At 37.4% G+C, this 25,009-nt stretch carries 14 protein-coding genes; 5 read left to right on the top strand and 9 right to left on the bottom strand.

The genetic code is table 11. From position 1 onward, the window contains the following. Positions 1-11: 11 nt before the first annotated feature. The 3 genes from H3T55_RS11645 to H3T55_RS11635 all read right to left on the bottom strand — a co-directional run bounded on the left by H3T55_RS11645 (position 12) and on the right by H3T55_RS11635 (position 6,258). Positions 12-4,064 carry a MucBP domain-containing protein gene (locus H3T55_RS11645; protein WP_225550183.1) on the bottom strand — a complete coding sequence of 1,351 codons (4,053 nt, stop codon included), beginning with the start codon at positions 4,062-4,064 and terminating at the stop codon, positions 12-14. A 100-nt stretch (positions 4,065-4,164) separates the two neighbouring features. Continuing rightward, entirely contained in the window at positions 4,165-4,866 is a 702-nt protein-coding gene (locus H3T55_RS11640) for a response regulator transcription factor (protein WP_225534597.1), read from the bottom strand. 273 nt (positions 4,867-5,139) lie between these two features. Beyond that, positions 5,140-6,258, bottom strand: coding sequence for a tyrosine-type recombinase/integrase (locus tag H3T55_RS11635; RefSeq protein ID WP_225534596.1), 1,119 nt, complete (start codon positions 6,256-6,258; stop codon positions 5,140-5,142). A 492-nt stretch (positions 6,259-6,750) separates the two neighbouring features. Between H3T55_RS11635 and H3T55_RS11630 the strand changes: the two genes are divergently transcribed. Next, the gene (locus H3T55_RS11630; protein ID WP_225534595.1) at positions 6,751-8,271 is read left to right on the top strand and encodes a helix-turn-helix domain-containing protein; all 1,521 of its coding nucleotides are present in this window, start codon (positions 6,751-6,753) and stop codon (positions 8,269-8,271) included. 600 nt (positions 8,272-8,871) lie between these two features. Here H3T55_RS11630 and H3T55_RS11625 read toward each other — a convergent pair. Further along, complete coding sequence (locus H3T55_RS11625; RefSeq protein ID WP_225534594.1) at positions 8,872-9,597, bottom strand: YebC/PmpR family DNA-binding transcriptional regulator; 726 nt, start codon at positions 9,595-9,597, stop codon at positions 8,872-8,874. A 151-nt stretch (positions 9,598-9,748) separates the two neighbouring features. On the opposite strand from H3T55_RS11625, the gene H3T55_RS11620 reads away from it, so the two are divergent. The 3 genes from H3T55_RS11620 (at position 9,749) to H3T55_RS11610 (ending at position 13,404) form a co-directional block, all read left to right on the top strand. Beyond that, on the top strand, positions 9,749-10,519 hold the full coding sequence (locus H3T55_RS11620) for a MurR/RpiR family transcriptional regulator (protein WP_225534593.1): 771 nt from the start codon (positions 9,749-9,751) through the stop codon (positions 10,517-10,519). A gap of 129 nt (positions 10,520-10,648) precedes the next feature. Next, positions 10,649-12,202, top strand: coding sequence for a maltose/glucose-specific PTS transporter subunit IIBC (malX, locus tag H3T55_RS11615; protein ID WP_225534592.1), 1,554 nt, complete (start codon positions 10,649-10,651; stop codon positions 12,200-12,202). Positions 12,203-12,213: 11 nt separating this feature from the next. Next, positions 12,214-13,404: a MalY/PatB family protein gene (locus H3T55_RS11610; RefSeq protein WP_225534591.1), complete on the top strand. Its 1,191-nt coding sequence runs from the start codon at positions 12,214-12,216 to the stop codon at positions 13,402-13,404. 198 nt (positions 13,405-13,602) lie between these two features. Here the strand turns inward: H3T55_RS11610 and H3T55_RS11605 are convergent, their stop codons facing one another. The 5 genes from H3T55_RS11605 to H3T55_RS11585 all read right to left on the bottom strand — a co-directional run bounded on the left by H3T55_RS11605 (position 13,603) and on the right by H3T55_RS11585 (position 22,889). Continuing rightward, positions 13,603-13,809, bottom strand: coding sequence for a hypothetical protein (locus H3T55_RS11605; protein ID WP_225534590.1), 207 nt, complete (start codon positions 13,807-13,809; stop codon positions 13,603-13,605). Between the two features lie 32 nt (positions 13,810-13,841). Continuing rightward, entirely contained in the window at positions 13,842-14,210 is a 369-nt protein-coding gene (locus tag H3T55_RS11600) for a YxeA family protein (RefSeq protein WP_225550182.1), read from the bottom strand. A gap of 236 nt (positions 14,211-14,446) precedes the next feature. Then, the gene (locus H3T55_RS11595) at positions 14,447-20,563 is read right to left on the bottom strand and encodes a SpaA isopeptide-forming pilin-related protein (RefSeq protein WP_225534588.1); all 6,117 of its coding nucleotides are present in this window, start codon (positions 20,561-20,563) and stop codon (positions 14,447-14,449) included. A 161-nt stretch (positions 20,564-20,724) separates the two neighbouring features. Further along, entirely contained in the window at positions 20,725-22,227 is a 1,503-nt protein-coding gene (locus H3T55_RS11590; RefSeq protein ID WP_225534587.1) for a helix-turn-helix domain-containing protein, read from the bottom strand. Positions 22,228-22,382: 155 nt separating this feature from the next. Then, the gene (locus H3T55_RS11585) at positions 22,383-22,889 is read right to left on the bottom strand and encodes a VanZ family protein (RefSeq protein ID WP_087641895.1); all 507 of its coding nucleotides are present in this window, start codon (positions 22,887-22,889) and stop codon (positions 22,383-22,385) included. A gap of 112 nt (positions 22,890-23,001) precedes the next feature. On the opposite strand from H3T55_RS11585, the gene H3T55_RS11580 reads away from it, so the two are divergent. Next, entirely contained in the window at positions 23,002-24,798 is a 1,797-nt protein-coding gene (locus tag H3T55_RS11580) for a M3 family oligoendopeptidase (RefSeq protein WP_225534586.1), read from the top strand. Positions 24,799-25,009: the final 211 nt, after the last annotated feature.

Below are 25,009 nucleotides of genomic sequence, written 5' to 3'. Positions count from 1 at the left end.
TTACCTCCTTGTTATGGTGCTTCTGTTAATGTATATTGGATTATTCCATCGTAGTCATCGATTTGTCTGAATTGATCTTTAGATAGTTTAAAGATAAACCCATTAGATTTGTTTTCCCATTCTACTTTGCTTACATCTAAATCACCCATTTGCGTATGTTTACTTTTAACAATGGGTGTGTTGCCTTCTGAACTCACTGCTGTTGTGGTTGATCCATTTCTATAATACAAAACATTCGTTAATATGAATGATGGATCTTTTCTAGAATGCATTTCAGTTGTTAGCTTCGCTGTAATTTCCCAGCTCGTCAAGTTTGCACGTGTATCAGTGACTGTCAACGGCTGGTCATACGTAGGTCGTTCAGATTCATATTCACCCAAGTGCATGATCTTATGATTGCTACCAAATTCTAACAAGTTAGGTGCTGATGACAAGAACAATGTTCCATCAAATAAATACGTCACTGTAGCATCGGCATTAGGCACTGTATAAGCAGCATAATTATCTGGTCGTTTATCTAGTCGATATGAATTCTCAAGCTCAACTACTTTTGCCTTCACTTTTGTAAGATCATTTTCTAAATGAATCTTATCTCCGATTTTCACTTTTTCCACAATTCTCCCTAATTCTTCTTTAGGACTGACCTTCTCAAAAAGAATTGTTAAGTTGATGTATTGTGTATAGTAAAGTCGAATCGTATTCGATCCAGCTTGATACGTTACATTGTCAATAGCATCTGATCTAGACGCATCAAATTTGTAACCTGAGATTTCTTTTGGTGTGATTTCTGCTTTTGCACCGATAATGCCTTTCAAGACTTCGCTTTGTTGTCCAGATAGTTTTTGATTTGTATCTGAACTCCAATATTCGATCGTTACAGAACCAGCCTTGTTATAGTACGCTCGGTATGTCGCATCCCCCGTAATCGTTGTAGGCACTTTGTCAGATCTAACTGAATCATAGATGTACCCATCGATTTCTTTTGGTGAGTAGCTCAAAGCAGCATCTTTTTTACCAGTAATCACAGTATTTGCTTCTGTAGTAATTTTACTGTTTGTCCCAGAATCCCAATATTCAATCGTTACCGTATAAACTTTTGAATAATATTGTCTTACCGTTACATCGTTTTGAGTAAATTTACTTGGAACTGCATCAGATTTATCACTGTCAAATATATAACCAGAAATTTCCTTTTGCGTATAGTTCACACTAGTACCATTGTAACCTTTGAGAACTTCATCTGATTGATCACTCATTTTCGAGTTTGTATCACTATCCCAGTATTCAATCGTCACTTTGTTCTTAGGCATATAGTACAACGTTACTTCTGCATTCGTTCCAAATATCGCCGAGTTAGGGGTTTGTCCGATAAACATATAATCGTCTCCGACTGCCTTTTTGTCTAACTGAGCATCTGTCGCTGACACTCCAATTGTCCCTACTATTGTTTTTTCAGGAATAATTACTGCACTTGTTAAACTGTTGACATATTTCACTTTCATCTGACTCGTTTTCACATCTTCCGTATAGTACAGCCTCACCGTTTGATCTGCGACTGTATATTTTAGTGTTGCCAAATTAACAGAAGATGAATCATACGTGTAGCCAGAAATAGTCTTAGGTGTGATAGCAGGATTCGGTGATGAATCTATTTCACCAGTACTTTCGTTAGTGGTTTGACCAGGTATCAACTGGTTTTTATCTTTATCCCAGTACTCAACCTTTATTTTTCCCTTCTTGAGTGAATAAATTAGAACCATATCAGTATTTTTGCCAAATTCAGGATTTAGTGGTTCCTGTAAGCTAAGCTCATATTTATCTCCAACTATACCAATATTTATTTGCTCACTAGTTGGGACTGTACCAGTAGGTCCTTCAATTGTTACCGGCGGAATGATGTTTACTGCACCTACTGTATACAAATAGTAGATCGTCATCTTACTAATTTTTGAATTTTGCGTGTAATACAGTTTTACTGTTTTATTCGCACTACCAAATGTTACATTAGATAACGGATCAGAATCTGAATCCACATAGGCATAGCCTGAGATTGCTGTTGGTGTGATATTTGCTAAAGCACCAATCGCTCCAGTTTTTGAAATATCTGCTTGTGTGCTTGTAGCAATTTTTGCTCCACCCTTGATCCAGTGCTCAACCGTAATCGTACCTTGTGTTGGTGCTTCTTTCGCATATAATTTATAGACGTTTTTACTCGCATCGAAGCTGACAGTTAGCGAAGCTGCATTTAATGCGTTACTATTCGTGAAATTAAGCGCATTATAAGTAGCATCACCCATTGCATCCTTCACGGCATTTTTCAAATCTGCTTGAGATAAGACGGTGCCGTATTTTTTAGATGCTAGCTGACTGCTTTTCAGTGAATATGAAGTCCCACCATAGTTGTCATACGTGTTGCTTACGATCGTGTCTTTCAGTGTATAACTGCTTGCTGATGATTCAGAACCTGTACCGTTGTAAGTATAAAGCTCTACAGCTGCGTCAGATAAAGGTACATATAGGTTTGGTGAAGCATTATAAGTCCCTTGCTGCAATGAACCGCCAACCGAATTAGTCATAGAAATACGATTGCTGTTATAGACTGGAGCTTTGTCCCCCATTTTATAGCCAGTATAATTATTATTAGTAGCTGTTACATCGAACCGAGACATACCTCCGCTTACTGCACCACTAAATTTTAATTCCCCCGGGGTCATAGAATCTTCAAATGAGTACATTCCCCCAGCAAACGTTCCTGTAATGAAGTTGAATAAATTGGTAGACAAGGTTGCATTCCATGGAACCTTTTCTACTAAAGCAGTTCCACTAGGAATAAAAGTTCTAGTTCCAGTCACACCTGGATAATCCAAAACTCCATTAACAACACGAGTAGGGTTAACATTTGGATCTAGAATTCGTTTTGACAGTGTTTCAGGCGTACCAGCATTCGAGCTGTTTACCTCAATGTGTCTCCAACCTTTTGCAATACGATCAGGTGTAAATATTTTGTCAACCATAGGATCGTAGTTAGTTGCTCCATCCCGCTTGAAGCTTACTTGAATGAAAGCAGGAGCAGTATCACTATACTTTCTAATCTCTTTACTATTCTCAAAAGCTTCTAGACTATCTAAATAGCTTTGTTTTTGAGCCTCAGTTAAATTTTCATGAGTTGAATACAGTATTATTCTGACCATAGAATTTCTAGTAGTAAAAGCATAAGCGCCATCACCCCAACCACTATTTATGTTAGGATTCACTAAAGTTCGGTCAAAAATCGATGTCGCATATTTGACATATTTTGCTGGGTCTGATATAAGACTTGCATTGGTCGTAGTAGGGTTACTTTTACTAAACCACACCATTATTTCTGTACTAGATCCTGCTGGTCCGTTCATGTTAGGAGATTTACCTTGAGTATTTATAGCTCCTGTAGAATGGCCAGAATAAAAACCATAATTATTTATCCCAAGATATCCAGACATAATTGGCATTTTCATTGCGTTATATTGCTGAATCAAAGAATCTTTAACATAGGGCAATACACTAGCTGTAGACATACCTGGAAAAGGATAACCCATCGTTCCAGCTAAGTCAGTAAAATGAATTACCTCAGCAGATGCACTTGAAACATAACCAGTTTCCTGATCTTTTATCACATGCGCCAAGTTATAATCTAAATTTTCATTAGGATAATCATTTAGAGCCAAATTTCTAGCACTATAAGTTTTAGTATTATCATATAACTCCAATCCTCTGACCGTCTGAATCAACTGTTGTCTCGCTAACTCCGAACTAATACCTGATGCAGGGCTAATGGATGCATAATACACTTTATCTAATGCTGCTAAAGATCCTTCTTGCCACGTTCTATTCTCTTTATAAGGACGCGATGTATCTGATCCTTTTATTGGAGATAGCAACTTGTTTACTGAATCTCTAGCCTCTGCTAAAGTTGAAGCTGTCCACGTTTTGTAGTTTGACGTAGTGATATCAGCTGCTGCTTTTACAGGTTCTTGCTTGGCCGTTAGTCCATATTGAAGAATCCCCAAAATCATCACAGTACTCATAACAAGCGAAAAAACTATTTTGAATCGTTTCATTCTAACTTTCCTTTTCATCTTTATTTTCACCTCCTTTCAAATTGTATTGACCCTCACTCAAAAGGAGTTATTCACAAATCATGTAGCCCACAGAACGGACTGTTTTGATATGATTTGGGTTTAACGAATATTCTTCAAGCTTTTCCCGAATATGAAAAACAACATTTGATACGCGGTATTTTTCATTATTGTAAGGCTTGCCCCAAACTTTTCTGTATAACTCTTCATATGAAAAGGCGATACCGGGATTACTTAATAACAGTTTGAACAATTTATACTCTGTTCGAGTCAAAGGAACTTCTTCACCTAAAGATACAAAACTTAGGTTTTTCTCATTTAATTCAGCTACTGTTTCTTTTTCTTCGATTGCTTTTTCATTTTCTGTCAATTGAACTTCATACATTTTCTTTCGGTTCAAAGCGTTGTTCACGATCAATTGCAGTTCTTTAGGGGAGCATTCTGTACTGATGTTTCCATCAGCACCCAACTGTAAGTAGACAACACGTTTTTTTTCGTCATGTCTTTGTGATACTACCCAAACAAATGTCTCAGAAGTCATTTTGATCTCAATGATGATTTGACAAATTTCTGTCACAGCTGAATCAACATTGTCTGTGAAAATCAATACTGCATCTTTTTCTTCAAGGTCATTGGACAAATTTTCCGGATCTATGTTGAAAGCTTTAAAAGAGTCAAAACTACCCTCTTCTATGTACGAATTGATTTCTTCTTCCGAAAGTCCAGTGTTGATAATTCCTATGTTATACATATTTTCCTCCTATTATTTTGATTTCCTTCCATGCATCGAGCGATCGTTTAGATGACACTTCCTTTCTATTGATTTACGATACGTATATTTGGCATTAATTTGTTGAACAATTTATAATGGTTTCTATAATCAAAGAATCTTTTTTCTCATATTTCATTTCTTATTTCTGATACAAATAAGAAACAGGTGTTTTTTCACCACGTATAGCATAGCTTTAGAAAATTCGTGACCACACTGGTGACGGCTTATTTGTGCAAAAAATGAAATGCTCAGCTATTGAGCATTCAAGAATAAGTGATCGATCGTAGCAATCGCAGCTTGGCGGTTTTCTAGCAATGAATCGGTATACGTATCTAGTGTCAGTTTTGTTGAATGATGTCCCAGTATTTGACTCAGACTGGCAATGTCTACACCTTGTTCTAAGCAACGTGTGGCAAATGTGTGCCGCAATGTATGGAAGCGAATATCTGATAGACCTAAGGCATTCGTAATTTTTTTGAAGCGATAATTAATTGTTCTAGGTTCTGCTAATCCTCCATTACATGAAATAACATAAGCCGTTGATGTCTCGTTCTTTTTGTTTAACAGGTAGTTAGATAAGTTAGCTGCTAAGGGAATCACTCGTTCGGAGTTGTTTGACTTAGGTGTCCCGGCAACTATTTCAGTTTTCGATAAAGAAGTATGCTCATTGGTGATTCGTGTAATGGTTCGCCTGACATGAATGACATTTTTTTCAAAATCGATATCTTCCCATTTCAATCCACTGATCTCTCCAATCCTCATTCCTGAATATAATGCTAATAAAATAGGAGAACATTCCATTTCCTTTAGTGCCAGTAGTTCGATCCTCCGTTGATCAGATAAAGAAAGTGCGGTGATTTTTTTTGTCGTCGTTTTAGGTAAAATCACATTTTTACAAGGATTTTCGTGCAGATAATTTTGTTTAACAGCGACATTCAGTGCATTTTTTAATATATTGAAGACATTTCTGATCGTTCCAGAAGCAAATTGTTCCTTTGCCAATTGATAGACCAAACTTTGTATCTCTTCTTGTTTGATTTTCTGGAGTCGAATAGAACCGATTGACGGCAGAATATGGCGTTTGATCAAGCGAACGTAGTTAGAATATGTTGTCGGTTTGACCGTGTACTTCATGGTTGTCATCATCCAATTGCCGATGAATTGTTCAATTGTTCCGCTGTAACTAGTGATGGTATAGTCTGTCGTAAGGTACTTTGCCTTCACTACTGTTAGTTTTTCTTTCACTTCAGAATACTGTCTTCCATATATGTAGCCATACACAATTTTATTTTGAGGCGTCCGTTCTTTGATGTATCGTCCTTCCCAACGCCCATCCTTACGTTTATAAATATTTTCTCCTTTTTTTACCATAGCTCATCTATCCTTTCCTAAGAATTCCAAAAATAATAACAATTTTTTGACGGCGGAAGTTTATATACATATGATATTTAAAGGTTTTTTCAAACAAATTAAATATATATGTTTCATTTATCTCAAAATTTTTGAACTTTTCCGAAAAAAATGAGATAAAATTCTATTGACTTTAAAACTAAGCTCAGTTAACATGAATCTACGATTAATTCACAAACAAAAAAGAATGTTTTTTTCTAATAAATCGATTTTATTTAAATCTTATTTGTATCAGAAATAAGAAATAAATATTTATTATTTGTTTTTTTCACTAAATTAAATTTATCATGATTGTCTACTGCGGAATATCCATAAACAGTATTATCAAAATCCGTTTTATGACATAAAAGCATCTATCTTCCTTTAAAGATAGGTGCTTCTTTTTTAGTTCATATTTGTTGAGAAAAATATGATTCTAGCTTAGAATGTCAGCAATGAAAGCGAGGGATATTCATGCTTAACTTCGATATTTTCGATGCAGAAACAGGAAAAAAATTGCAGCTACTTTATTTACTTTATAAAAAAGAAGGTTGGTATTCTATTGACGAATTAGTATTTGATAGTCACTTAGAGCGGAAATCTGTTCTTAAGTATACAAAGGACTTAGCAGAAGATTTATTAAAAATCGAATCTACGCATGTTCCTATACAAATAAATTTTTCAAAAGGTAGAGGGGTACGATTTATAGGAGGACAATTAGGATACCTTAAAGCAATCCCATTTATCTCCGAACAGTCGGTCTCATTGTCTTTGATGAAGGAATTATTTTTTCAGCCAAATTTATCTTTAGATTACTTTTTACAGAAATATTTTGTAAGTGAAAGTACGATTCGAAGGAAGGTTACACATTTCAACAGTATTATTAAAAAATACGAATTGAAAATTAAATCAGTTAATCGAGAGTTAAGTATTGAGGGAAGTGAATTACAATTTCGCTATCTCAGCTACATTGTATTTTGGAACGTTTATCGTGGAATGTCCTGGCCGTTTCCAACTATTGACCAGCAAAAGATTCTGACTTTCATTGAAACAGAAATGAAAACTTATTCTTATCTTAAAGACGTCTCTACTGCAAACTGGAGTTATATGATTGCAATCAACCTCTATCGTTATAACCAAAAAAAAGAAGTTACCGAAGAAGATTTGCCTAACTTTTCCCACCAATTGAATCAAGAAGCTCTTACAAAAGCTGGAATACATGATTCGATACTGACATCTATTCAGCAAAATTTTCATGTATCTATTTCAGAAGCAGACTTCCTTTGCTTATTGTTTCAAATGCGATCTGGATTTCTTTTGATGCCCGTCATTTCAAAACGTCTAATGGCCGTTCATGAATCTTTGAATACCCCAGTTCACCAGATGTATCAACTATATTTGGAAGTTCTCCAGCCAGACTTATCTTCCGCTGATGAACAAACAAAAATTGCTTACCACAGTGTGCTTTATGTAAGTTTTTTGACTGATCTCTTATTTCCGAATTTCACAACATCATTATCTGGCTATGACTATACTAGATATTTAAAACAAAACTATCCGTTCCTAAGGTCTGCCATGGTCGTTAAATTTCAGGAACTACAAAAACGCGCTATCGGGACTGGTGTATCCTTTAAAAACGAAGATATGCTTGTTGCTCGTTTTTGTGAGGCGCATGCTCTTATTGAAAGTCCAACCAAGTTTTCACCAGCAGTCTACATACAAATGGAAACAGATTTGCCCATAATCATGGAAAGAATCATCGCACAACAAATGGAGTCATTTTTGCAGCCTTTTTATAATATTTCTTTTGTACCTTCCACTGCTTCTCCTGATGAAGTGACGATCGATTTGATCATCGCATCTACAACCTCTTCATTACTGAAAAAACGTGCACGAGATACTCCTGTTGTCTATATCAACCCTGGCTTTAGCACAAAAGACCTCTTCAATATCATTACTGTTATTGAAAATGAAGTTGAAGCAAGGAGGCCTTAAAAAGTTTTAACAAGTACCATATAATCAATATTATTAAAAGTAACTTTGTATGAGACCTTTCAAAACATATAGTTTAGCTTGATAACCTGACCTCCTGTGCCAATCCGCTTAAAAATACGATCGTTATTTATAAATAGATTGTAGTGGCTCACTATCTATTAATCCACCACAAAAATGGAAAAAAAGTTTAATGAAATTGGTTTAAATATCTTTGATGCGTTGATAACATGGAGATTTTCTGTAATCTAACAGCATTTTTTTCATTTTAAAAGCGTTATTTTCATTAAAATGAATTAAATAATACCCGACTTTCGCTCAATATAGGATTGAATGAGTAAGAGAAGTGCACCTACTATGAATGTTTATCTATCTTTCGCTAGTTGGAACTGAGATCACGTTCATCTGCTAAGGCCTTTCATCACTTGAATTCCCTTGACCTCCTTGTTCTAAAGAGTCAGCGGTCTTTTACGTTATGACGACTATCTATTTAATCCTCCCAAACAATAGGTGCCTCAAAAAAAAAACACTTACAGATTTAGTCACTAAATCTGTAAGTGCTTTTTATATTCTTTAACTCTGAAATAATTCAGCAAATTTCTCCTACTCACCAGCAGAAGTAAACACTTCTGAAACATCGTCATCTTCTTCTAGCTTATCAACAAGCACTTGGAGTTGCTCCTGCTGCTCTTTAGTTAAACTAGTCTCCGTTTGCGGAATCATCGTCAACTCTGCTTGTGCTAATGTAAATCCATTTGTTTCCAGCGTATCACGAACAGAAACAAAATCTTCTGGTGCTGTATATATTTCAAATACTTCTTCTGACGTTTCCAAATCGTCAGCGCCAGCTTCAAGGACTTGTTCAAACATGCCTTCTTCATCGATCGACAATCCCTCACGCTCGATTGCAATATAGCCTTTACGGTCAAACATATAACTAACAGATCCTGTCTCCCCTAGAGAACCACCATTTCTTGTGAATGCAACACGCACATTCGTCGCTGTTCGATTTCGATTATCGGTCAATGCATAAACTAAAATCGCTGTGCCGCCAGGACCATATCCTTCATAAGTAATTTCATCATAATGCTCATTATCTCCAGAACTACTAGCCTTTTTCAAGGCTCGATCGATATTGTCATTCGGCATATTGGCCGCCTTTGCCTTGTCCATCACCAAACGTAATGCTGCGTTCGTTGCAGGATCTGGTCCTCCAGCTTTAGCTGCAACATAGATTTCCCTTGAAAGCTTTTGAAAAATCTTTCCTCTCTTTGCATCCTGCGCATTTTTACGACCTTGAATATTTTTCCATTTACTATGACCCGCCATGAAAATTCCTCCCTGTCATTCTTTCCTTCTATTGTACTATTGTTCCTGATTGTTGCAACCTTTCTATCATGTCACTCACCATAGCAGTAGAACGCTTCCTTTGTTATACTAAAAGCAAATAAACTAGCCTTTAATGAAAAGAGGAACGTCAATGAACATCCTACTAAAAAAATTTCAAAAAAAGCAAGCACTGCTAAGTCCTTTGGAACAACAAGTTTTGGCATATATCATTGAACATCCAGATGAGATCACACAAAGTCGGATCAATGATATTGCGGAAAAAATCTATGTTTCAACAGCTACGATCAGCCGTACTAGCCAAGCTTTAGGTTACTCGGGTTTTCAGGAAATGAAATATGCTCTGATTCGTCATATGGAAGATGAGCAGCGTCAAATCTATCATCCCTCAAAAGACCTGACACAACTAACAGCTCGTGTCCAATTTGAACTTGACCAAACCCTAAAAGCTATAGAAGAAGATTCCTTGGAAACGGGTGCTAAATTATTAGCAGAAGGACAGCGTGTGGAATTTTTTGGTGTAGGAAGCTCGTTTTCTTGCTGTTTTGAGGCTGCTAGAAAGCTGACTTTTGCTGGTAGAATCGCGGATGCGCGAGAAGATTGGGATGAGCTGAGGATCGTCGCAAATCATTTAACATCTAAGGATACCGCCGTTCTTGTCAGTTACAGTGGTGAAACGATGCTGGCACTTGAATATGCAGCACTTCTCAAAGAAAACAATGTACCGATCATTGCTGTCATTGGAACTAAAAATAGCCCTTTAGAGCAGCTTGCGTCTATCGTCTTTCATGTAGAAGTGACTAATGGCTACTATGGAGAGATAGATATGAGTTCCCGGATTCCTATGCATGTAGTATTGGAACTTTTGATTCTCCGTTATATCGAATCCTATGCCGAAAAATGAATCCTCTTACTTTATATGTAAGCTCTTACAACGATTGTGTAAGCGCTTGTTTATATACTCCCTTCCACGTAAACTGAATGCAAGAAAAACAAATTTTATCTATCTTTTTACTACGAAAGGAGAAACAGAATGAAAAAGAAATTTAGTTTTTGGGAATTCTTCCAGGGGATCGGTAAAACATTTATGCTGCCCGTTGCATTATTGGCTTTTATGGGATTGATCTTAGGGATCGGCAGTTCATTTTCCAGTCCTTCAACCCTTGAATTACTGCCATTTTTAGATCAGCCGTGGCTGCAGGTTGCCTTCCGTTTTATGTCAACGGTCGGTGGTTTTGCTTTTACGTATTTGCCCTTATTATTTGCGATGGCGATCCCTTTAGGACTAGCCCGCAGTGAAAAAGGAGTTGCTGCTTTTTCTGGACTAGTCGGCTATGTAGTTATGAACTTATCCATCAATTTTTACCTGACTGAAACAGGAAAACTAGCAGATGCAGATCATTTGCGTGAAGCAGGTCAGGGAATGGTTTTAGGAATGCAGTCCGTCGAAATGGGGGTATTAGGCGGAATTATTGTTGGGATCATCGTTTATTTACTTCATAATAAGTTTTATACGATTCAATTACCAGATGCTTTCGCCTTTTTCGGCGGCGTACGATTTATTCCGATCATTACTTCGCTTGTGATGTCTATCGTTGGGGTACTGATCCCAATTATCTGGCCGATTTTTGCTCTTGGTATCAATAGTGTGGGGTTTGCGATTCAAAAAGCAGGTATTTTTGGTCCATTTTTATTCGGTGCTGGCGAGCGTTTGCTTTTACCGTTTGGCTTACATCACATCTTAGTTTCAATGATTCGTTTTACCGAAGCCGGCGGAACTCAAATCGTCGATGGACAAAGTGTTTCCGGTGCGCTGAATATTTTCTACGCTCAGCTTCAAAGTGGTTCACCGATCAGTCCAGCGGCTACAGCCTTCTTATCTCAAGGAAAAATGCCGACCTTCATGTTCGGCTTACCAGCAGCAGCCTTGGCAATGTATCGAACTGCGCTGCCTGAAAATCGTCATAAGATCAAAGGTTTATTGATTTCCGGTGTGATTGCAACCTTTGTTACAGGGATCACTGAACCGATCGAGTTTCTTTTCTTATTTATTGCACCTGTTTTATATGGTTTCCACGTCATCATGACGGGGTTAGGTTTTATGCTCATGGCTTTACTTCAAGTTGTGATCGGTAATACTGACGGCGGCGTTTTAGACTTTTTGATTTTTGGTGTTTTACAAGGAACGTATACAAAATGGTATCTCGTTTTGATCGTCGGTGCCTTATGGTTTGCCGTTTACTACTTTGTTTTCAAATTTGCGATTCAAAAATTCAATTTGAAGACACCCGGACGTGAACTGTCAACAGAAGATGTGACTGAAAAAGAACGAAGCTATACGAAAAGCGGAAAATACGACGGTCCTCTGATTCTTGATGCTCTAGGCGGAAGTGCCAATATCGTCTCCTTGGATAATTGTATCACCCGTTTACGTTTAGTTGTGGATGATATGACTGCGGTCGATGAGCAAGAACTGAAAGATCTAGGTGCGTTAGGAGTTATCAAATTAGATAGTAATAATCTTCAGGTCATCATTGGTACACAGGTCGCTACTGTCAAAAATGAACTGGAAAACTTAATGGAGTAGGAAGGTCACATATGATAGATACAATAGATTTTGATACGATAATAGATAGAAAAGGAACCTTTTGCACACAATGGGATTATGTCGCTGACCGTTTTGGTGAAGCCGATTTACTGCCGTTCACTGTATCAGACACTGATTTTGCAGTACCGAAGGAAATCATCACTTCCCTGCAAAAGCGCATCAGCCATCCTATATTCGGCTATACGCGCTGGAATCACAAAGTATTCAAGGCTAGTATTCAAAACTGGTACCGCTCACGCTTTGACTATACATTCGATGAGGATTGGCTCATATACAGTCCATCTGTCATCTATTCGATCTCTAAGCTGATCGAATTAAAGTCAGCACCAGGTGAGCAAGTGTTGATCCAGACACCCGCTTATGACGCTTTTTTCAAAGTGATCAAAGCTCAAGATCGAATTGTCCTTGAAACAAAGCTTCACTATGAAAACCAGCAATATACGATTGATTTTATTGATTTAGAAAATAAATTGAAGCAGCCTGACTGTACTATTTTCCTTTTGTGCAGTCCTCATAATCCTACTGGACGAGTTTGGACAAAGGAAGAGCTTAGCCAAATGATTCAGTTATGTCAAAAGTACGGGGTCTTCTTGATTTCAGACGAAATCCATATGGACATCTTACGTAAAGGAGAACAGCATTCTCCCATATTCAAGTGGGCAGCTGACTCACAACAGATCGCCCTTTGCACATCAGCAAGCAAAACCTTTAACACACCTGGGTTGATTGCTTCATATTTGATGATTCCAGATATGGACCTACGAGAACAATTTATACACATCTTAAAAAATCGAGATGGACTTTCTTCTACAAGTATTTTAGGTTTGGACAGCACTATAACAGCCTATGATCACTGCCATGATTGGCTTGACCAGTTAAATCAGTATCTTGATAAAAATATTCTACTGGTCAAAAAATTTATTCAAGAGCAACTGCCGGAATTAACAGTGGTAGATGCTCAGGCAACTTATTTACTTTGGATCGATTGTTCTAAGCTTCCCTTTACAATGGAACAGCTGCAATCCGTTCTGATCCATCAAGGAAAAGTAGCGATCATGGATGGATCGACTTACGGTGAAACCGAAAAAAAATTCTTACGCTTGAATATTGGCTGCTCCAAAGAAAAACTACTTGATGGTCTTAAACGGCTTAAAGTAAGTATTGACTATTTAAAACAATAAAATAGAGACCGAAACAAAAGTAAAAATCACTTTTGTTTCGGTCTCTAAAACGTGAGAATCAATAGAAGCAGAAGCAACTACTACGCTATGCTTCGCTCTTCTCAGCTAACACAGACAGTTTCACTATTATTCAAAGAACAAAGTAAAGCTAGTATAATTCTAATTCCTAAGAGCTGAACACTTCTGTCTCAGCCTCGATTATTTGACGACCAAACGAATAGTTTCTCCACGCAGAGAAAATTCCTCTCCATCTTTACAAACGATCGTACATTCTTCTTGTTCACCTGAAAGCAGTTGAATATTGATTCGACCAGTTTCTGGAAAAATACGGTAGGCCAACATTCCTAAGCCTGTAATTGTCGCTGTATCTCTCAGCTTATTTTTATTAATGATCAATTGTTCCATCATCCATCACCCCTTGCTGCTGATAATCATCATTATAGCAGTGAAATGATTTTCTGAGGGATTTCTTGCTCGTCGATCTCTTCCCAAGTCTGAATACTCTGTCCTTTTGTCGTCACTTTCAAAAATCTCTTGGGGGTAAGCGGTCGTCCAAAGGAAGTATAGGACAACTTACGTGTATGACCATTTTTATCAAAACAATTCTGGATATATGTGAAATTATCTATTTTGCTCACTGCATCCGGAAATTTATACGCATATTTATCTGTTGTTTTTACATACAAAGTCTCAGTCTGAACTAAAGGATTGAGCTGATCTATAAGAGCGGCTGCATCTGATGTATTATTGTATGTATATAAACGAAAACCAAAAGCACTGACAAGCAGCAATATAGCGATGCTCATTATTTTCTTGATAGTCTTTTTTATCATCTTGATCAAAATCCTTCTTAGTTCATTTTCTGTCTACTTTATAATACCCTTTCTATCCTTATTTTCCATCAAACCTAAGACTGATATCTAAAAAAGTGCGAAACAAAACCAAAATCAGTTTTGCTTCGCACTCTAAAATTTAACGAATAACGGCCAAAAATCAGTTTCTTCAACTTTTTCTCAACCTCTAAATTCACTATTTACACACATTACTTATTTTTCTTTTTACGATAAGCAATATATCCGCCCAATCCAACTAAGACTAGTACTCCTATAATGATCAAACTTGTTCCTGACTGCTCGCCTAGGTTCGCAAGTTTTCCGCTTATATTTACTTGAGAAGTTGGTGTTGCTGGCTTTTTATCATGATCTTTTACTGGTTGTTTTGAATTCGTCACGGTCAAATGGATTTGTGTTGGCTTGCCATTCGCCTTGTCTTCAATCGTAAATGGTTGCTTATCCTTGGATAATTGATACCCAGTCGGCGCTTTTTGTTCAACAAAATAGTAAGAACCCGGTGCTAGATCGCCAACTGATAATTGTCCATTTTGATCGGTGATCAGTTGTTTTTTAACTAATTTTCCTTCACTTGTATATAAATTGAATTCAGCCCCTGTCAACACTTTTTTACTGTCGTTATCGATTTTGTTTAACTCGACCGATCCTTGATAGTTTGTTAGTGTACCTTTGAATGACACCTTCTGATGTCCATTTTCAGATCTAGCAATCTCAATGGGCATGATTTTTTGATTTGTTTCTAAAATATAGCCATCTGGCGCTTTCGTTTCAATTAGAGAATACTTTCCTGGAACCAAGCCTGTTGCTTCGATTTTACCATCAAGCGCAGTCAATGTCTTTGTTTTCAATCCTAACGCATTCGTGACAGTAACGACTTGTCCGTCTTCGTCTCTAATTTCAAAGCTTCCGCCATTTAAAAGATCGCCATGTTCATTTTTCTTTTCAATCTCGATACTGCCGTGATGATTTTCAATATCGCCTAAGTTGATCGGTGTTGTTGCCCCGGACTGATCTGTAATCGTGAACGGCACACCTTCTTTTTCTAAAATATAACCATCTGGTGCTTTCGTTTCAACTAATGTATACCTTCCTGCATGAAGTCCGCTAGCTGAAATTATCCCCTCTTGATTAGCGATCAATGTCTTCGTTTCGTTTCCTTTACTGTCAAAAACAGTCACAGCCTCGCCCTTGTCATCAAGGATTTGGAATTCAGCACCGCTTAGTCCAGTTCTTAAGAGAGGTGGTGTTTCTAATGATTCATCATCAGAAACTTTCCGGGCTGTGATCGATGCTTCATAGTTGACGATCGACACTTCTTCCACTGGCGGATCTGTTTCTTCTCCTTCGCGAACAGTAAAGTAGATCGGCTGTGTATTGATTACATAACCTGCCGGAGCTTCAATTTCGATCAGCTTGTAATAGCCCGGACCTAAGCTATCAATATTGATGTGTCCATCTTCACCAACTTCAATGTACTCTTTTCCGTCGATTTTAACCAGTTTTTCTTCTGTTCCATTTTCACCGCTAGCTTTGTATAAGGCAAACTTTGCACCAGCAATAGATAAATGCCCTGCACCTGTTTTAGTCAAACCGATTTTCCCTTTGAAGTTTTGGAACTCCCCTAGATCGATCGTTGCAGGTTTCCCTTTGGCTTCATCTTCAATAGTCAGCCAGATTGGATATTCGTCCTTGACGTATTCCTGTCCATCTTCATCTAATGGCGCTTTTGTTTCTGTTAAATAGTAGCGACCAGGCGCTAGACCTTCGTAACTAACAATGCCATTTGAATCAGATGTCAGACCGCTAGCAACTAGCTCTCTGTTGATTTTAAATAAGCTAAACTCTGCTCCTGCCAATGGATTGCCTTTACTGTCGACTTTTTTTATCTTGAACGAACCTTGATAATCAGTTAAGGTTACTTGAACTGTTTCAGGCTTTCCTACTGTATTTGGTTCAATGACCACTTTGACCTTTTCAGTATTGATCAAAAATTCCTCATTAGGCCCCGTACTTACTTCTCTGAAGTAATAGGTACCTGGTGCTAATCCATCTACAAAATAACGTCCATTTTGATCAGTCGTTCCTTGGGCAACCGTCTTGCCATTCGCATCTTCCAAAACAAATCCAACACCTGCTAAAAGTTTTGTTTCTGTTGGTGTTTCGCCATATTTTGTGATTTCTGCGCTCCCTTTGTAGTTAATGAAGTCATCAGCCAAAACAATTGGATCTAACGGCTTATTAGAGCTTTCCGGAACTACGATATTGTCAAGAACCTGCGTATTTAAGACATAATCATTGGGATTGCTGATTTCTTTGATCACGTATGTGCCTGGTCCAACATTTGAAAACTCGACACGTCCGTCCGATTTAGATGTAGCTGTTGCTATCGGAGTTGTTTCATTCCCTTTTCTATATAAGCCAAAGACTGCACCTGCTAGAGGATTGCCTGCTTCATCAAGCTTCATGAAACGGATAGCTGCTTGATAATTGATAAAGGCATCTGTCATCCCCACCTGTATCAGTTGATGATCACTATTTTCAGCGACTTCAAATGGTACTGGATTTGTATTTAGAATATAGCCTGTTGGTGCTTTTGTTTCGATCAGTCGGTATTTTCCTGGAACTAAGCCTTGAATCGTCAATACACCCTTATTGTCAGTGATCAAGTTCTGATTCACAGACTTAGGCAGCCAAATTCCTGTTTCATCATCATAGACTTCTAACCTAAATTCCGCACCAGACAATAATTGTCCTTGTTCCCCTTTTTTCACTAGCTGAACCGTTCCAAGCTGATTTTTGATCACGATTGGTTCACCATCTGTTGTTTCCTGAGTGATCTCTACTTTTTTTCCATCTACTAAACTTTGATCGATCGTATAGCCTTGATCTGTCAAAGTCCCCGTTTCTTTTAAGATGTATGTGCCAAACGGTAAGCTGCCAAATGTGAGCAACCCATTTTCATCAACTGTCCCTGAACGTAGAATTTGTGTTTTATTTTTATCCCATAATTCAAAAGTCGCTCCTTTAGGCAGGATGTTGCCATTGCTGTCTTCTTTTTTTAAAATCATCTGACCCCGTTTTCCTGAGCTGGAGCCGCCGCCTTCACTTACCGTAACATCGGTTTTACCGTCAGACGTATCATCTACTTCGGTTTTTCCTTCACTGGTAATATGAACTTGATTAGAAACTGTTCCTTTATTGCCTTCAAGAAAGACCATGCTCTTGTATTCCATGATCAGCGGAGTATCAAACTCTAGATAATCATTAATGAAGTGAAGCGTCATTTTTTGTTGTCCTGTTTGATTATCTGTCGTTAATTCAACCGTATAGTCCTGTTCTTTGACTAACTCGTTCGTCCGATCGATCGTGATCGTCCCGTCCACCGCAACAGTGGTACCGAAAATATGCAAGCTGTCTAAATCGATCGACTGGTTGGCTGACGGGATATCTTCTACAGTTACATCATATAATTTAGACTGACTGCCATTCAGCGTGACAGACCAGTTTACAAAGCCGTCTTCATCCTGTTTTCCACTTTTAGAACCAAATTCATCTCCATGATTAACAGTCACTTTCCCATGTAATGTGTGATCTTCATATTTATCATTACTAAAAACGGCATCATTTGTATATTCTGCATGGATTTGTTCATTCGTGACATCTGTTTTAAATTCGATCAAATATTGCCCTGCTTCATGATCAGGAAATTCAACGATCAATGTTTGATTATTCGCAGTAGACGGTTGCTCGATTCCTAATTCCCGGTATTCTGCACGCGTCAATTCTGATCCTTTGATCACACTTCCGTCACTCGCTACTGTGTAATGATAGATTTTTAGCGAATTCAAAATATACTTTTGATCAGAAGGAATAGGGTCAGTCAGCTGAGCATTTTCCATATCCTTATCACCATAGTTTACGGCAATTCTCCAAGTGATCTCTTTTTCCTGTGCATTGTAAGTTCCAGCTTTTGCTCCATTATACTTTGTAGGTTCATTCGGCTTAAAGGTAGCATCGTCTTCATCTGTGATCGTTTTACCATCATCTGTTGTCCAAGTGACCTCAGCTGTATTGCGGAAATATTTATCTGGATCATTTTCCGGCACTAATTCTGGATCGTAAGTTGTCGTATAACTGATTTTGAATGCGTGACTTGTTTTTTCGTATTCACCAATAAAAACGATTCTAAATTTATTGGTCGCTTCATCATAATCCAATGTATAATCTGTACCCAAGACTAAGTTTTTCTTCGCATCTTTATCATAGATGACAACAGTGTCCTCAAGCAATGTTAATCCTTCACTTAAAGTATCTGTCATTTGCCAGTTATTCATACTATAATGATTCAAATTGACATCAACATTCCAGCCGACGGTATGATTTGTGTAATCGACCTTACCTAGCTTCTTGATAACATTTTGCGGTGTCAATATTCCTGTCCCGCTGTCACCTTCTCCAGTTTCTGTTTTTACTGCATTTTTGATCGTTGTATTTTCATCAATGATTCCATCATATCCTGTTTGGTATAATACATCGACTGCTGTATCAATCGTGCCGATGAACTTGATTTGGAACCCATGCTCAGAAGAAGTGTCTAGTATATAATCTTCACCCTCAACTAACTCTCTACCGCGAACCGGTTGTCCATTTGTGTCAAAGCTTACTTCATATAATTTTACAGAGCCATCCACTAAAAACATATGCTCATCTTGGAAGGTATCTGTTATCGAACCGTTCGTAATATCTTTTTCTCCGTAATTGTAATGGATCTTCCAGTTGATCGTTTGATCTTCTGGGTCATAATCTCCTCTTGTTTTTTCGATCTTCATACCATATTTTGTTGAAACAGATGCTTCTGCAGTTGCATCTTCGAGTCCTTTTGAAGATAAAACTGCTTGATTTTGAAAAGAAGTAAGCCCCCCTTCATCCGGCTTCGCCTCTTCATTGATTTTGGTCGTATATTCTAAACGGTAAGCACCATCGATCGTCTCGTTGAAATGAACCGTTCCATCTGGATCTACTGTATACGTACTAGGATCCGCTAATGTTTCTGAACCTTCCACAACATTTCCTTCAAAATCTACTTTTACTTGATATACTTTGACACTCTCATATGTTGTGCCAGCGGGAAAATTCTCTTTCACAGTTGCATTTTCCAATGTATCCAAAGCTTTATTGACATCAACATTCCAAATGATTTTATCTGGATTATGCTCTTTATCGAAATGCCCATTTTTATCGATATTATCGCCTGTATAATTTGGTTTGATCGTCACTGTTTCGCCAATATCCTCGTGACCAGGAGGAACGATCACGATTTCTCCGGGTCCGTCAATATTGTCTTTATCAAATTCTCCTGTAAAATGAAAATCCCCTTCAATATCAGAAGCATGTTCAATTTCTTCTGTAAAAACGATTTTGACTTTACCATCTGTCCCGATCGTTACATCTGCATAATGATTACCCTCAGCATCATTTAGGGGATATGTTTGATTTTGTGTGACTTTTACTGAATCAGGAAGGTCAAATTCATAATAGTCCCCTGCCTGCATTTTTTCTCGAACAGCTTCATCTAATTTGAAATCAAAATGAAAATTTATCAAATCATCGATCGTTGGTTTCTCGACTGGGTTACCATCTTGATCTGTATAAGTCAGTTTCATATTTGTCAAAAAATCCTCTGTCAATCCAAGCTCATCATAGAAATCTTGGATATTTGCTGGATCTCTTCTTGCACTGACATCTTTTACCGCTTCATTTTCTGATGAAGGGATCGTTTCTGTTATAGAAGAGGAGGTCGTTTCAGTTGGCTCACTTGATTCTTTTGTTGTTGATTCAAGCGATGTGTCCTCCGCAACAAACCATTGTTCAGGTAAGGAAACGACTTGACTAGTATTTTCTAAAGAAAATTGCACTTGCTGTTCACTACTAGCTTCAGGCACTTGACCTTCTGCCACCAATGATAACTCTTCATTCACTCCACCATTTATCGTTAATTGAACAGTATTATCAATGATTTGATACGTTCCTTTAACATCTCCGGCTGCATCTACTAGTTCCTTGGTAGAAGAAGGCGTTAGAGTTAGTCCAGAGGATACTTGAATCACTGCTTTTTGTTCAGCATCTGTTTTTACCCCTACTTTTAAAGATACGATAGCTCTTTCCTTTTTACTAGCGGCGTCTAGAGTTGCACTTTTAAGACTAAGTAGCTCTTCGCCATTGATCAACGTTTCAGCAATGACAATTTGCGGCATTACGAATTGCCATAGTAGTACAATCGTTAATAAACCATGAACAAATTTTTTCATCTTTATCCTCTCCTAAACCATAATCGATTTTAGAAACCTAGTTCACTTCTAAAATTGCTTCCTTATAGTAGCAGTAGAAAGCGTTTAACATCCGTCAGTTTTTGTCTATTTTTTTGTTAAAATTTGAAGTTTCATTTCTTTTTTATTTCTTTTTCCAAAACTTATCTTTCTTTAACGATCTGCCATAATACTTTATCAAGTTCTGCATAGTCGACTTTTGTCAGTTCAGTATTGAAGATAAGGTTAGGCACATCTCCGATTTTTTCTTTTGGTACTTTACTTGTCGATAGCACCAATTGGTACTCTGTATCGTTGAGAGCTGATTCCTGTATGACTTCTAAGTTGTAGTCATTTTTATACGTCTCATCTAAGCGAACAATCACACGCTCTTCTTCCAATACAGGCAAATTCGTGATCAACACAACCCTTATTTGCTTTTCAAATTGTGATAATCTACCAATGAACGCATACATCAAGAGATAGCGTGGAATCAAAAAATTTTTTTGAAAAAATACAATTTCACCCGTTTGCTCTGCAAGTAAATCGATCAAACTCGCTAATTTACTGATCAGTACAGGATATTTAAGTTGTATACGATTCCAATAATTGTATCTGGTATTACTGAACTCAAATCCTTTAAATATCTGGCAAAATATATGAGAGCTAAACGCATATGGAGTTAAATGCTTCACTTCGATTTCTGATAGTTCGATATTATCCAAATGCTCTTCCGCCACTTTTCTTAGACTGACGATAGATTGATACAATGCAGTATTATTTATTTCATGAAAATCATAAATTCTTTTTTCGATTTCCGGATCACGGTAGCAATCATCTACTGTCAAAACGGCTGAAAACATAAAGGCCGCTTCCGCAGTTGACCACACGCTTTCTTCAAAATGTTCTTTAAGGCATTCAGAAAATTCCTGAAACAATTCATTATTCTCCGTATTTTCCTTAACCTCAACAGACCATTTTACTGAATGGCCATTTTGATTTCTGGTAAGGCAGGTTGCGATAAAATAAGCCATACTCTGACGTTTTAAGGTAGACAATTCGACTTTAAAAAAAGCTTCAACACTATTGAGAATTTGATCTACTCGCTGAATGGCTACTTGTGAAAATGGCCATTGCTTGCCTTTAAATAGATTCCAAATCACTGAATGAGCAAACTTTCTGATTTGGTATTCATCACCGATCAATTGAAAGCTTCCTTTTTGAATATCTAGATCATATTGCTGTAGAATTTCTCTGAAATCTCGGATCATTCGCCAAATCGTGGATTCACTTGTATAATTTTCCTGCGCAAATTGAACAGCTGAACTAATATTTTCAAAAAATATTGCATATGTTAATTGGTAACACAAGGTGTTTTGCATGATAAACAACAAGAATGACTCTATCTCACCAGAATCCTTAAAATGCAATGAACAACCAAAATGCTTATCATAGATCAATCGCGACTCACCTGTTGGATCATACACTGTTAATTCCTCTTGTATAAGCAGTAAATATTTTTCGATCGTCCGTTTGGTCATACCTGTTTCTTCTACAAGTTCTTCCATCGTCCACCATTGCTTAGACCGATCAAAGTGACTGATCAGCTGAACTTTCGTTCTTGCTTCTTTATCAAAAAGTATCAGTCCTAAATTATTTCTAATCATGCGCTCCACCCTCTTATGGCATCTATCATACATGAAATTGAAATAAGATAATAATAATAAGTATCAAAAAAAGAAAAGCATATTTATAAAATAAATACACTTTTCTTCAATAAAATAAATATATTTTAATTCTAACTTGTTCAGCACTGTGATGATCACCGCTTTTTAGATAAACGCTTGATTCCAAGAACGATCAAACATAAAAATACCGCACTCAACGCACCAAAGGAATCCAGCATGACATCCTGAAACAACGGGCTGCGCCCTCCTGTCAGCATCTGGTGATATTCATCTAGCCCAGCATAGCCTGTTGCAGCCAACCAAGAAACCACCCCCACTAGAAGCGGCTGTTTTAACTTCATATTCAACCCAATAAACCAGCTTCCACCCAACAAAAAGTATGTCCCAAAATGTGCGCCTTTGCGAATAAAGAATTCAATAAATTTAGCATAGCCCATCGCTTTGATACTAACTTCACTGCCAGCATAGCTAAATGAAATTCCTTTTAATTGTGCTGCGAACGGCTTGCTGCTCAATACATTATCTAATAGCCCAACCTGAGATTGCTGTTCATAAGTCTGTGATGAGCTAAAAAACAAGATAGCCATGATCAGAAATGCAAAAGCTATGTATAAATTGCTATTTTTTAATTGTTTTTTCAAAATATCTCCTCTTTTCTTCTATTATATAGCTCTATTTCCCTAACATAACGAATCATCAACTCTTTTTCTTATGCTATACTATAGAAGTAATTTAAAGAAAGAAGGGACGTTTATGACATATTCACTAATTTGGGATTTAGATAGTATTTTCCCAGGAGGTAGCCAATCGACTCAATTAGAGCAACGGATGCTTGAGCTGCAGAATCAAAGCAACGACTACCATCAATTGATTGACCGTTGGGAACCGGAAAAAGATACTAACTATCAAGAATTGAAACAAATTTTATCATTACAAGGCATTATCTCAGATGGTTTTGGACAATGCAATAGTTTTATCAATGCACTTTTATCCGCTGATACTTCAGATAAAAAAGCAAAAACACTTTCAGGTGATCTTTATGCTTTATTGCCAGCTATCCAATTAGCTGAAACGATCTTTACAAAAAAATTAACAGAAATTTCAGAAGATGTTTGGACGACACTTCTTTCTTCTTCTGAATTTGAAGCAATTGCTTTTCGCTTGAATGAGATTCGCCGAGATGGAAAAAAACTACTTTCTGAACAAGAAGAACACATCATCAATACCTTATCACTCGATGGACTCAACGCTTGGAGCAGCCATTACGATACGATCGTCGCAAGCATTGCTATCCCGTTCAAAGAAACAGTTCTTTCAGCTGGACAAGCATTTAATCGTATGATGAGTGATCCTGACAAAGCAGTTCGAGAAGAGTTATTCATTGCATGGGAAAAAGCGTGGAAAGAAAAAGCTCCTTTGCTAGCCGATACATTGAATCATTTAGATGGTTTTCGCTTGAGTCAGTACAATTTACATGGTGTAACTGATTTTCTTGAAGAACCTCTAAATTATAATCGTATGCAAAAAGAAACCTTGGATGTTATGTGGGCAACGATCCAGAAAAATAAACAGCCTTTCATTGACTATTTAACACGTAAAGCTCAACTATTCGGCAAAGAAAAAATGGACTGGCAAGATCAGGATGCACCGATCATTCTAGGCGACTCTAAAGAAAAATCATTCAGCTTTGACGAAGCCGCTGAATTTATTTTGAAAAACTTTGAAACATTTAGTCCTAAAATGGCTCAATTCTCTAAGACCGCGTTTGAGAAAAGCTGGATCGAAGCAGAAGACCGACCCGGCAAACGTCCTGGCGGCTATTGTACCGAGCTACCTGAAACAAAAGAATCTAGAATATTTATGACCTTTGGCAATTCGATCAATGAAGTTGCTACTTTAGCTCATGAATTAGGCCATGCTTTTCATAGCAGTGTCATGTGGGATCTTCCTACACTTGATCGAGAATACGCAATGAATGTAGCTGAAACGGCAAGTACCTTTGCTGAATTGATCGTAGCAGATGCAACACTAAAAGAAGCTGAAACACCGGAAGAAAAAATTAATTTGCTAGATACAAAAATGCAAAATGCCATTGCAATGTTCATGAATATCCATGCCCGTTTTATTTTTGAAACAAACTTCTACGAAGCACGAAAAGAAGGATTGCTAAGTGAAGATGACATCACAGAACTAATGCTTGAAGCACAAAAACAAAGCTATCAAAATAGTCTTGGTACTTACCATCCACATTTTTGGGCAAGTAAACTGCACTTCTTTATCGATGATGTACCATTTTATAATTTTCCTTATACTTTCGGCTACCTATTCAGCATGGGTATTTATGCTTATGCGAATCAGCAAGGTAGTGACTTTGAAGATCAATATATTGCATTACTGCGTGATACTGCATCAATGACATCAGAGGATCTAGCTAAGAAACATCTCGACGTTGATTTGACTAAACCTGATTTCTGGCAAGCAGGAATCGACCAAGTCATAAAAGATGTAAATGAGTTTATGGCATTAACTGAACCATACGTCAATAAATAAAAAAATACCCTCTTTTAATTAACGATTAGAGGAGGTTGAGACAGAAGTGTTCAACCCCGAGAAATAAGAAGGAAATCATAGAAATTGATCTTCAAATTTTTGTGAACTTCAGCTCATTTCCGAAGGGGTTACTTCTGTTCTCACCGTTTATTCGTTTCTTAAAGGGACTGGGTTGTAACTCATAGAGTTATGTCCCAGTCCCTTTTTTGTA

This window comes from Enterococcus sp. S22(2020) (assembly GCF_020295385.1).
GTDB classification, from domain to species: domain Bacteria; phylum Bacillota; class Bacilli; order Lactobacillales; family Enterococcaceae; genus Enterococcus_L; species Enterococcus_L dunnyi.
Note: the sequence above shows the minus strand (reverse complement) of the source record. Positions and strands in the feature narration are given on the sequence as shown.

Bases quoted from the DNA above. Each gene is read 5' to 3' on its own strand.
- H3T55_RS11645 (WP_225550183.1), bottom strand. From the start codon at position 4,064: ATGAGTACTGTGATGATTTTGGGGATTCTTCAATATGGACTAACGGCC.
- H3T55_RS11640 (WP_225534597.1), bottom strand. From the start codon at position 4,866: ATGTATAACATAGGAATTATCAACACTGGACTTTCGGAAGAAGAAATC.
- H3T55_RS11635 (WP_225534596.1), bottom strand. From the start codon at position 6,258: ATGGTAAAAAAAGGAGAAAATATTTATAAACGTAAGGATGGGCGTTGG.
- H3T55_RS11630 (WP_225534595.1), top strand. From the start codon at position 6,751: ATGCTTAACTTCGATATTTTCGATGCAGAAACAGGAAAAAAATTGCAG.
- H3T55_RS11625 (WP_225534594.1), bottom strand. From the start codon at position 9,597: ATGGCGGGTCATAGTAAATGGAAAAATATTCAAGGTCGTAAAAATGCG.
- H3T55_RS11620 (WP_225534593.1), top strand. From the start codon at position 9,749: ATGAACATCCTACTAAAAAAATTTCAAAAAAAGCAAGCACTGCTAAGT.
- malX (WP_225534592.1), top strand. From the start codon at position 10,649: ATGAAAAAGAAATTTAGTTTTTGGGAATTCTTCCAGGGGATCGGTAAA.
- H3T55_RS11610 (WP_225534591.1), top strand. From the start codon at position 12,214: ATGATAGATACAATAGATTTTGATACGATAATAGATAGAAAAGGAACC.
- H3T55_RS11605 (WP_225534590.1), bottom strand. From the start codon at position 13,809: ATGGAACAATTGATCATTAATAAAAATAAGCTGAGAGATACAGCGACA.
- H3T55_RS11600 (WP_225550182.1), bottom strand. From the start codon at position 14,210: ATGAGCATCGCTATATTGCTGCTTGTCAGTGCTTTTGGTTTTCGTTTA.
- H3T55_RS11595 (WP_225534588.1), bottom strand. From the start codon at position 20,563: ATGAAAAAATTTGTTCATGGTTTATTAACGATTGTACTACTATGGCAA.
- H3T55_RS11590 (WP_225534587.1), bottom strand. From the start codon at position 22,227: ATGATTAGAAATAATTTAGGACTGATACTTTTTGATAAAGAAGCAAGA.
- H3T55_RS11580 (WP_225534586.1), top strand. From the start codon at position 23,002: ATGACATATTCACTAATTTGGGATTTAGATAGTATTTTCCCAGGAGGT.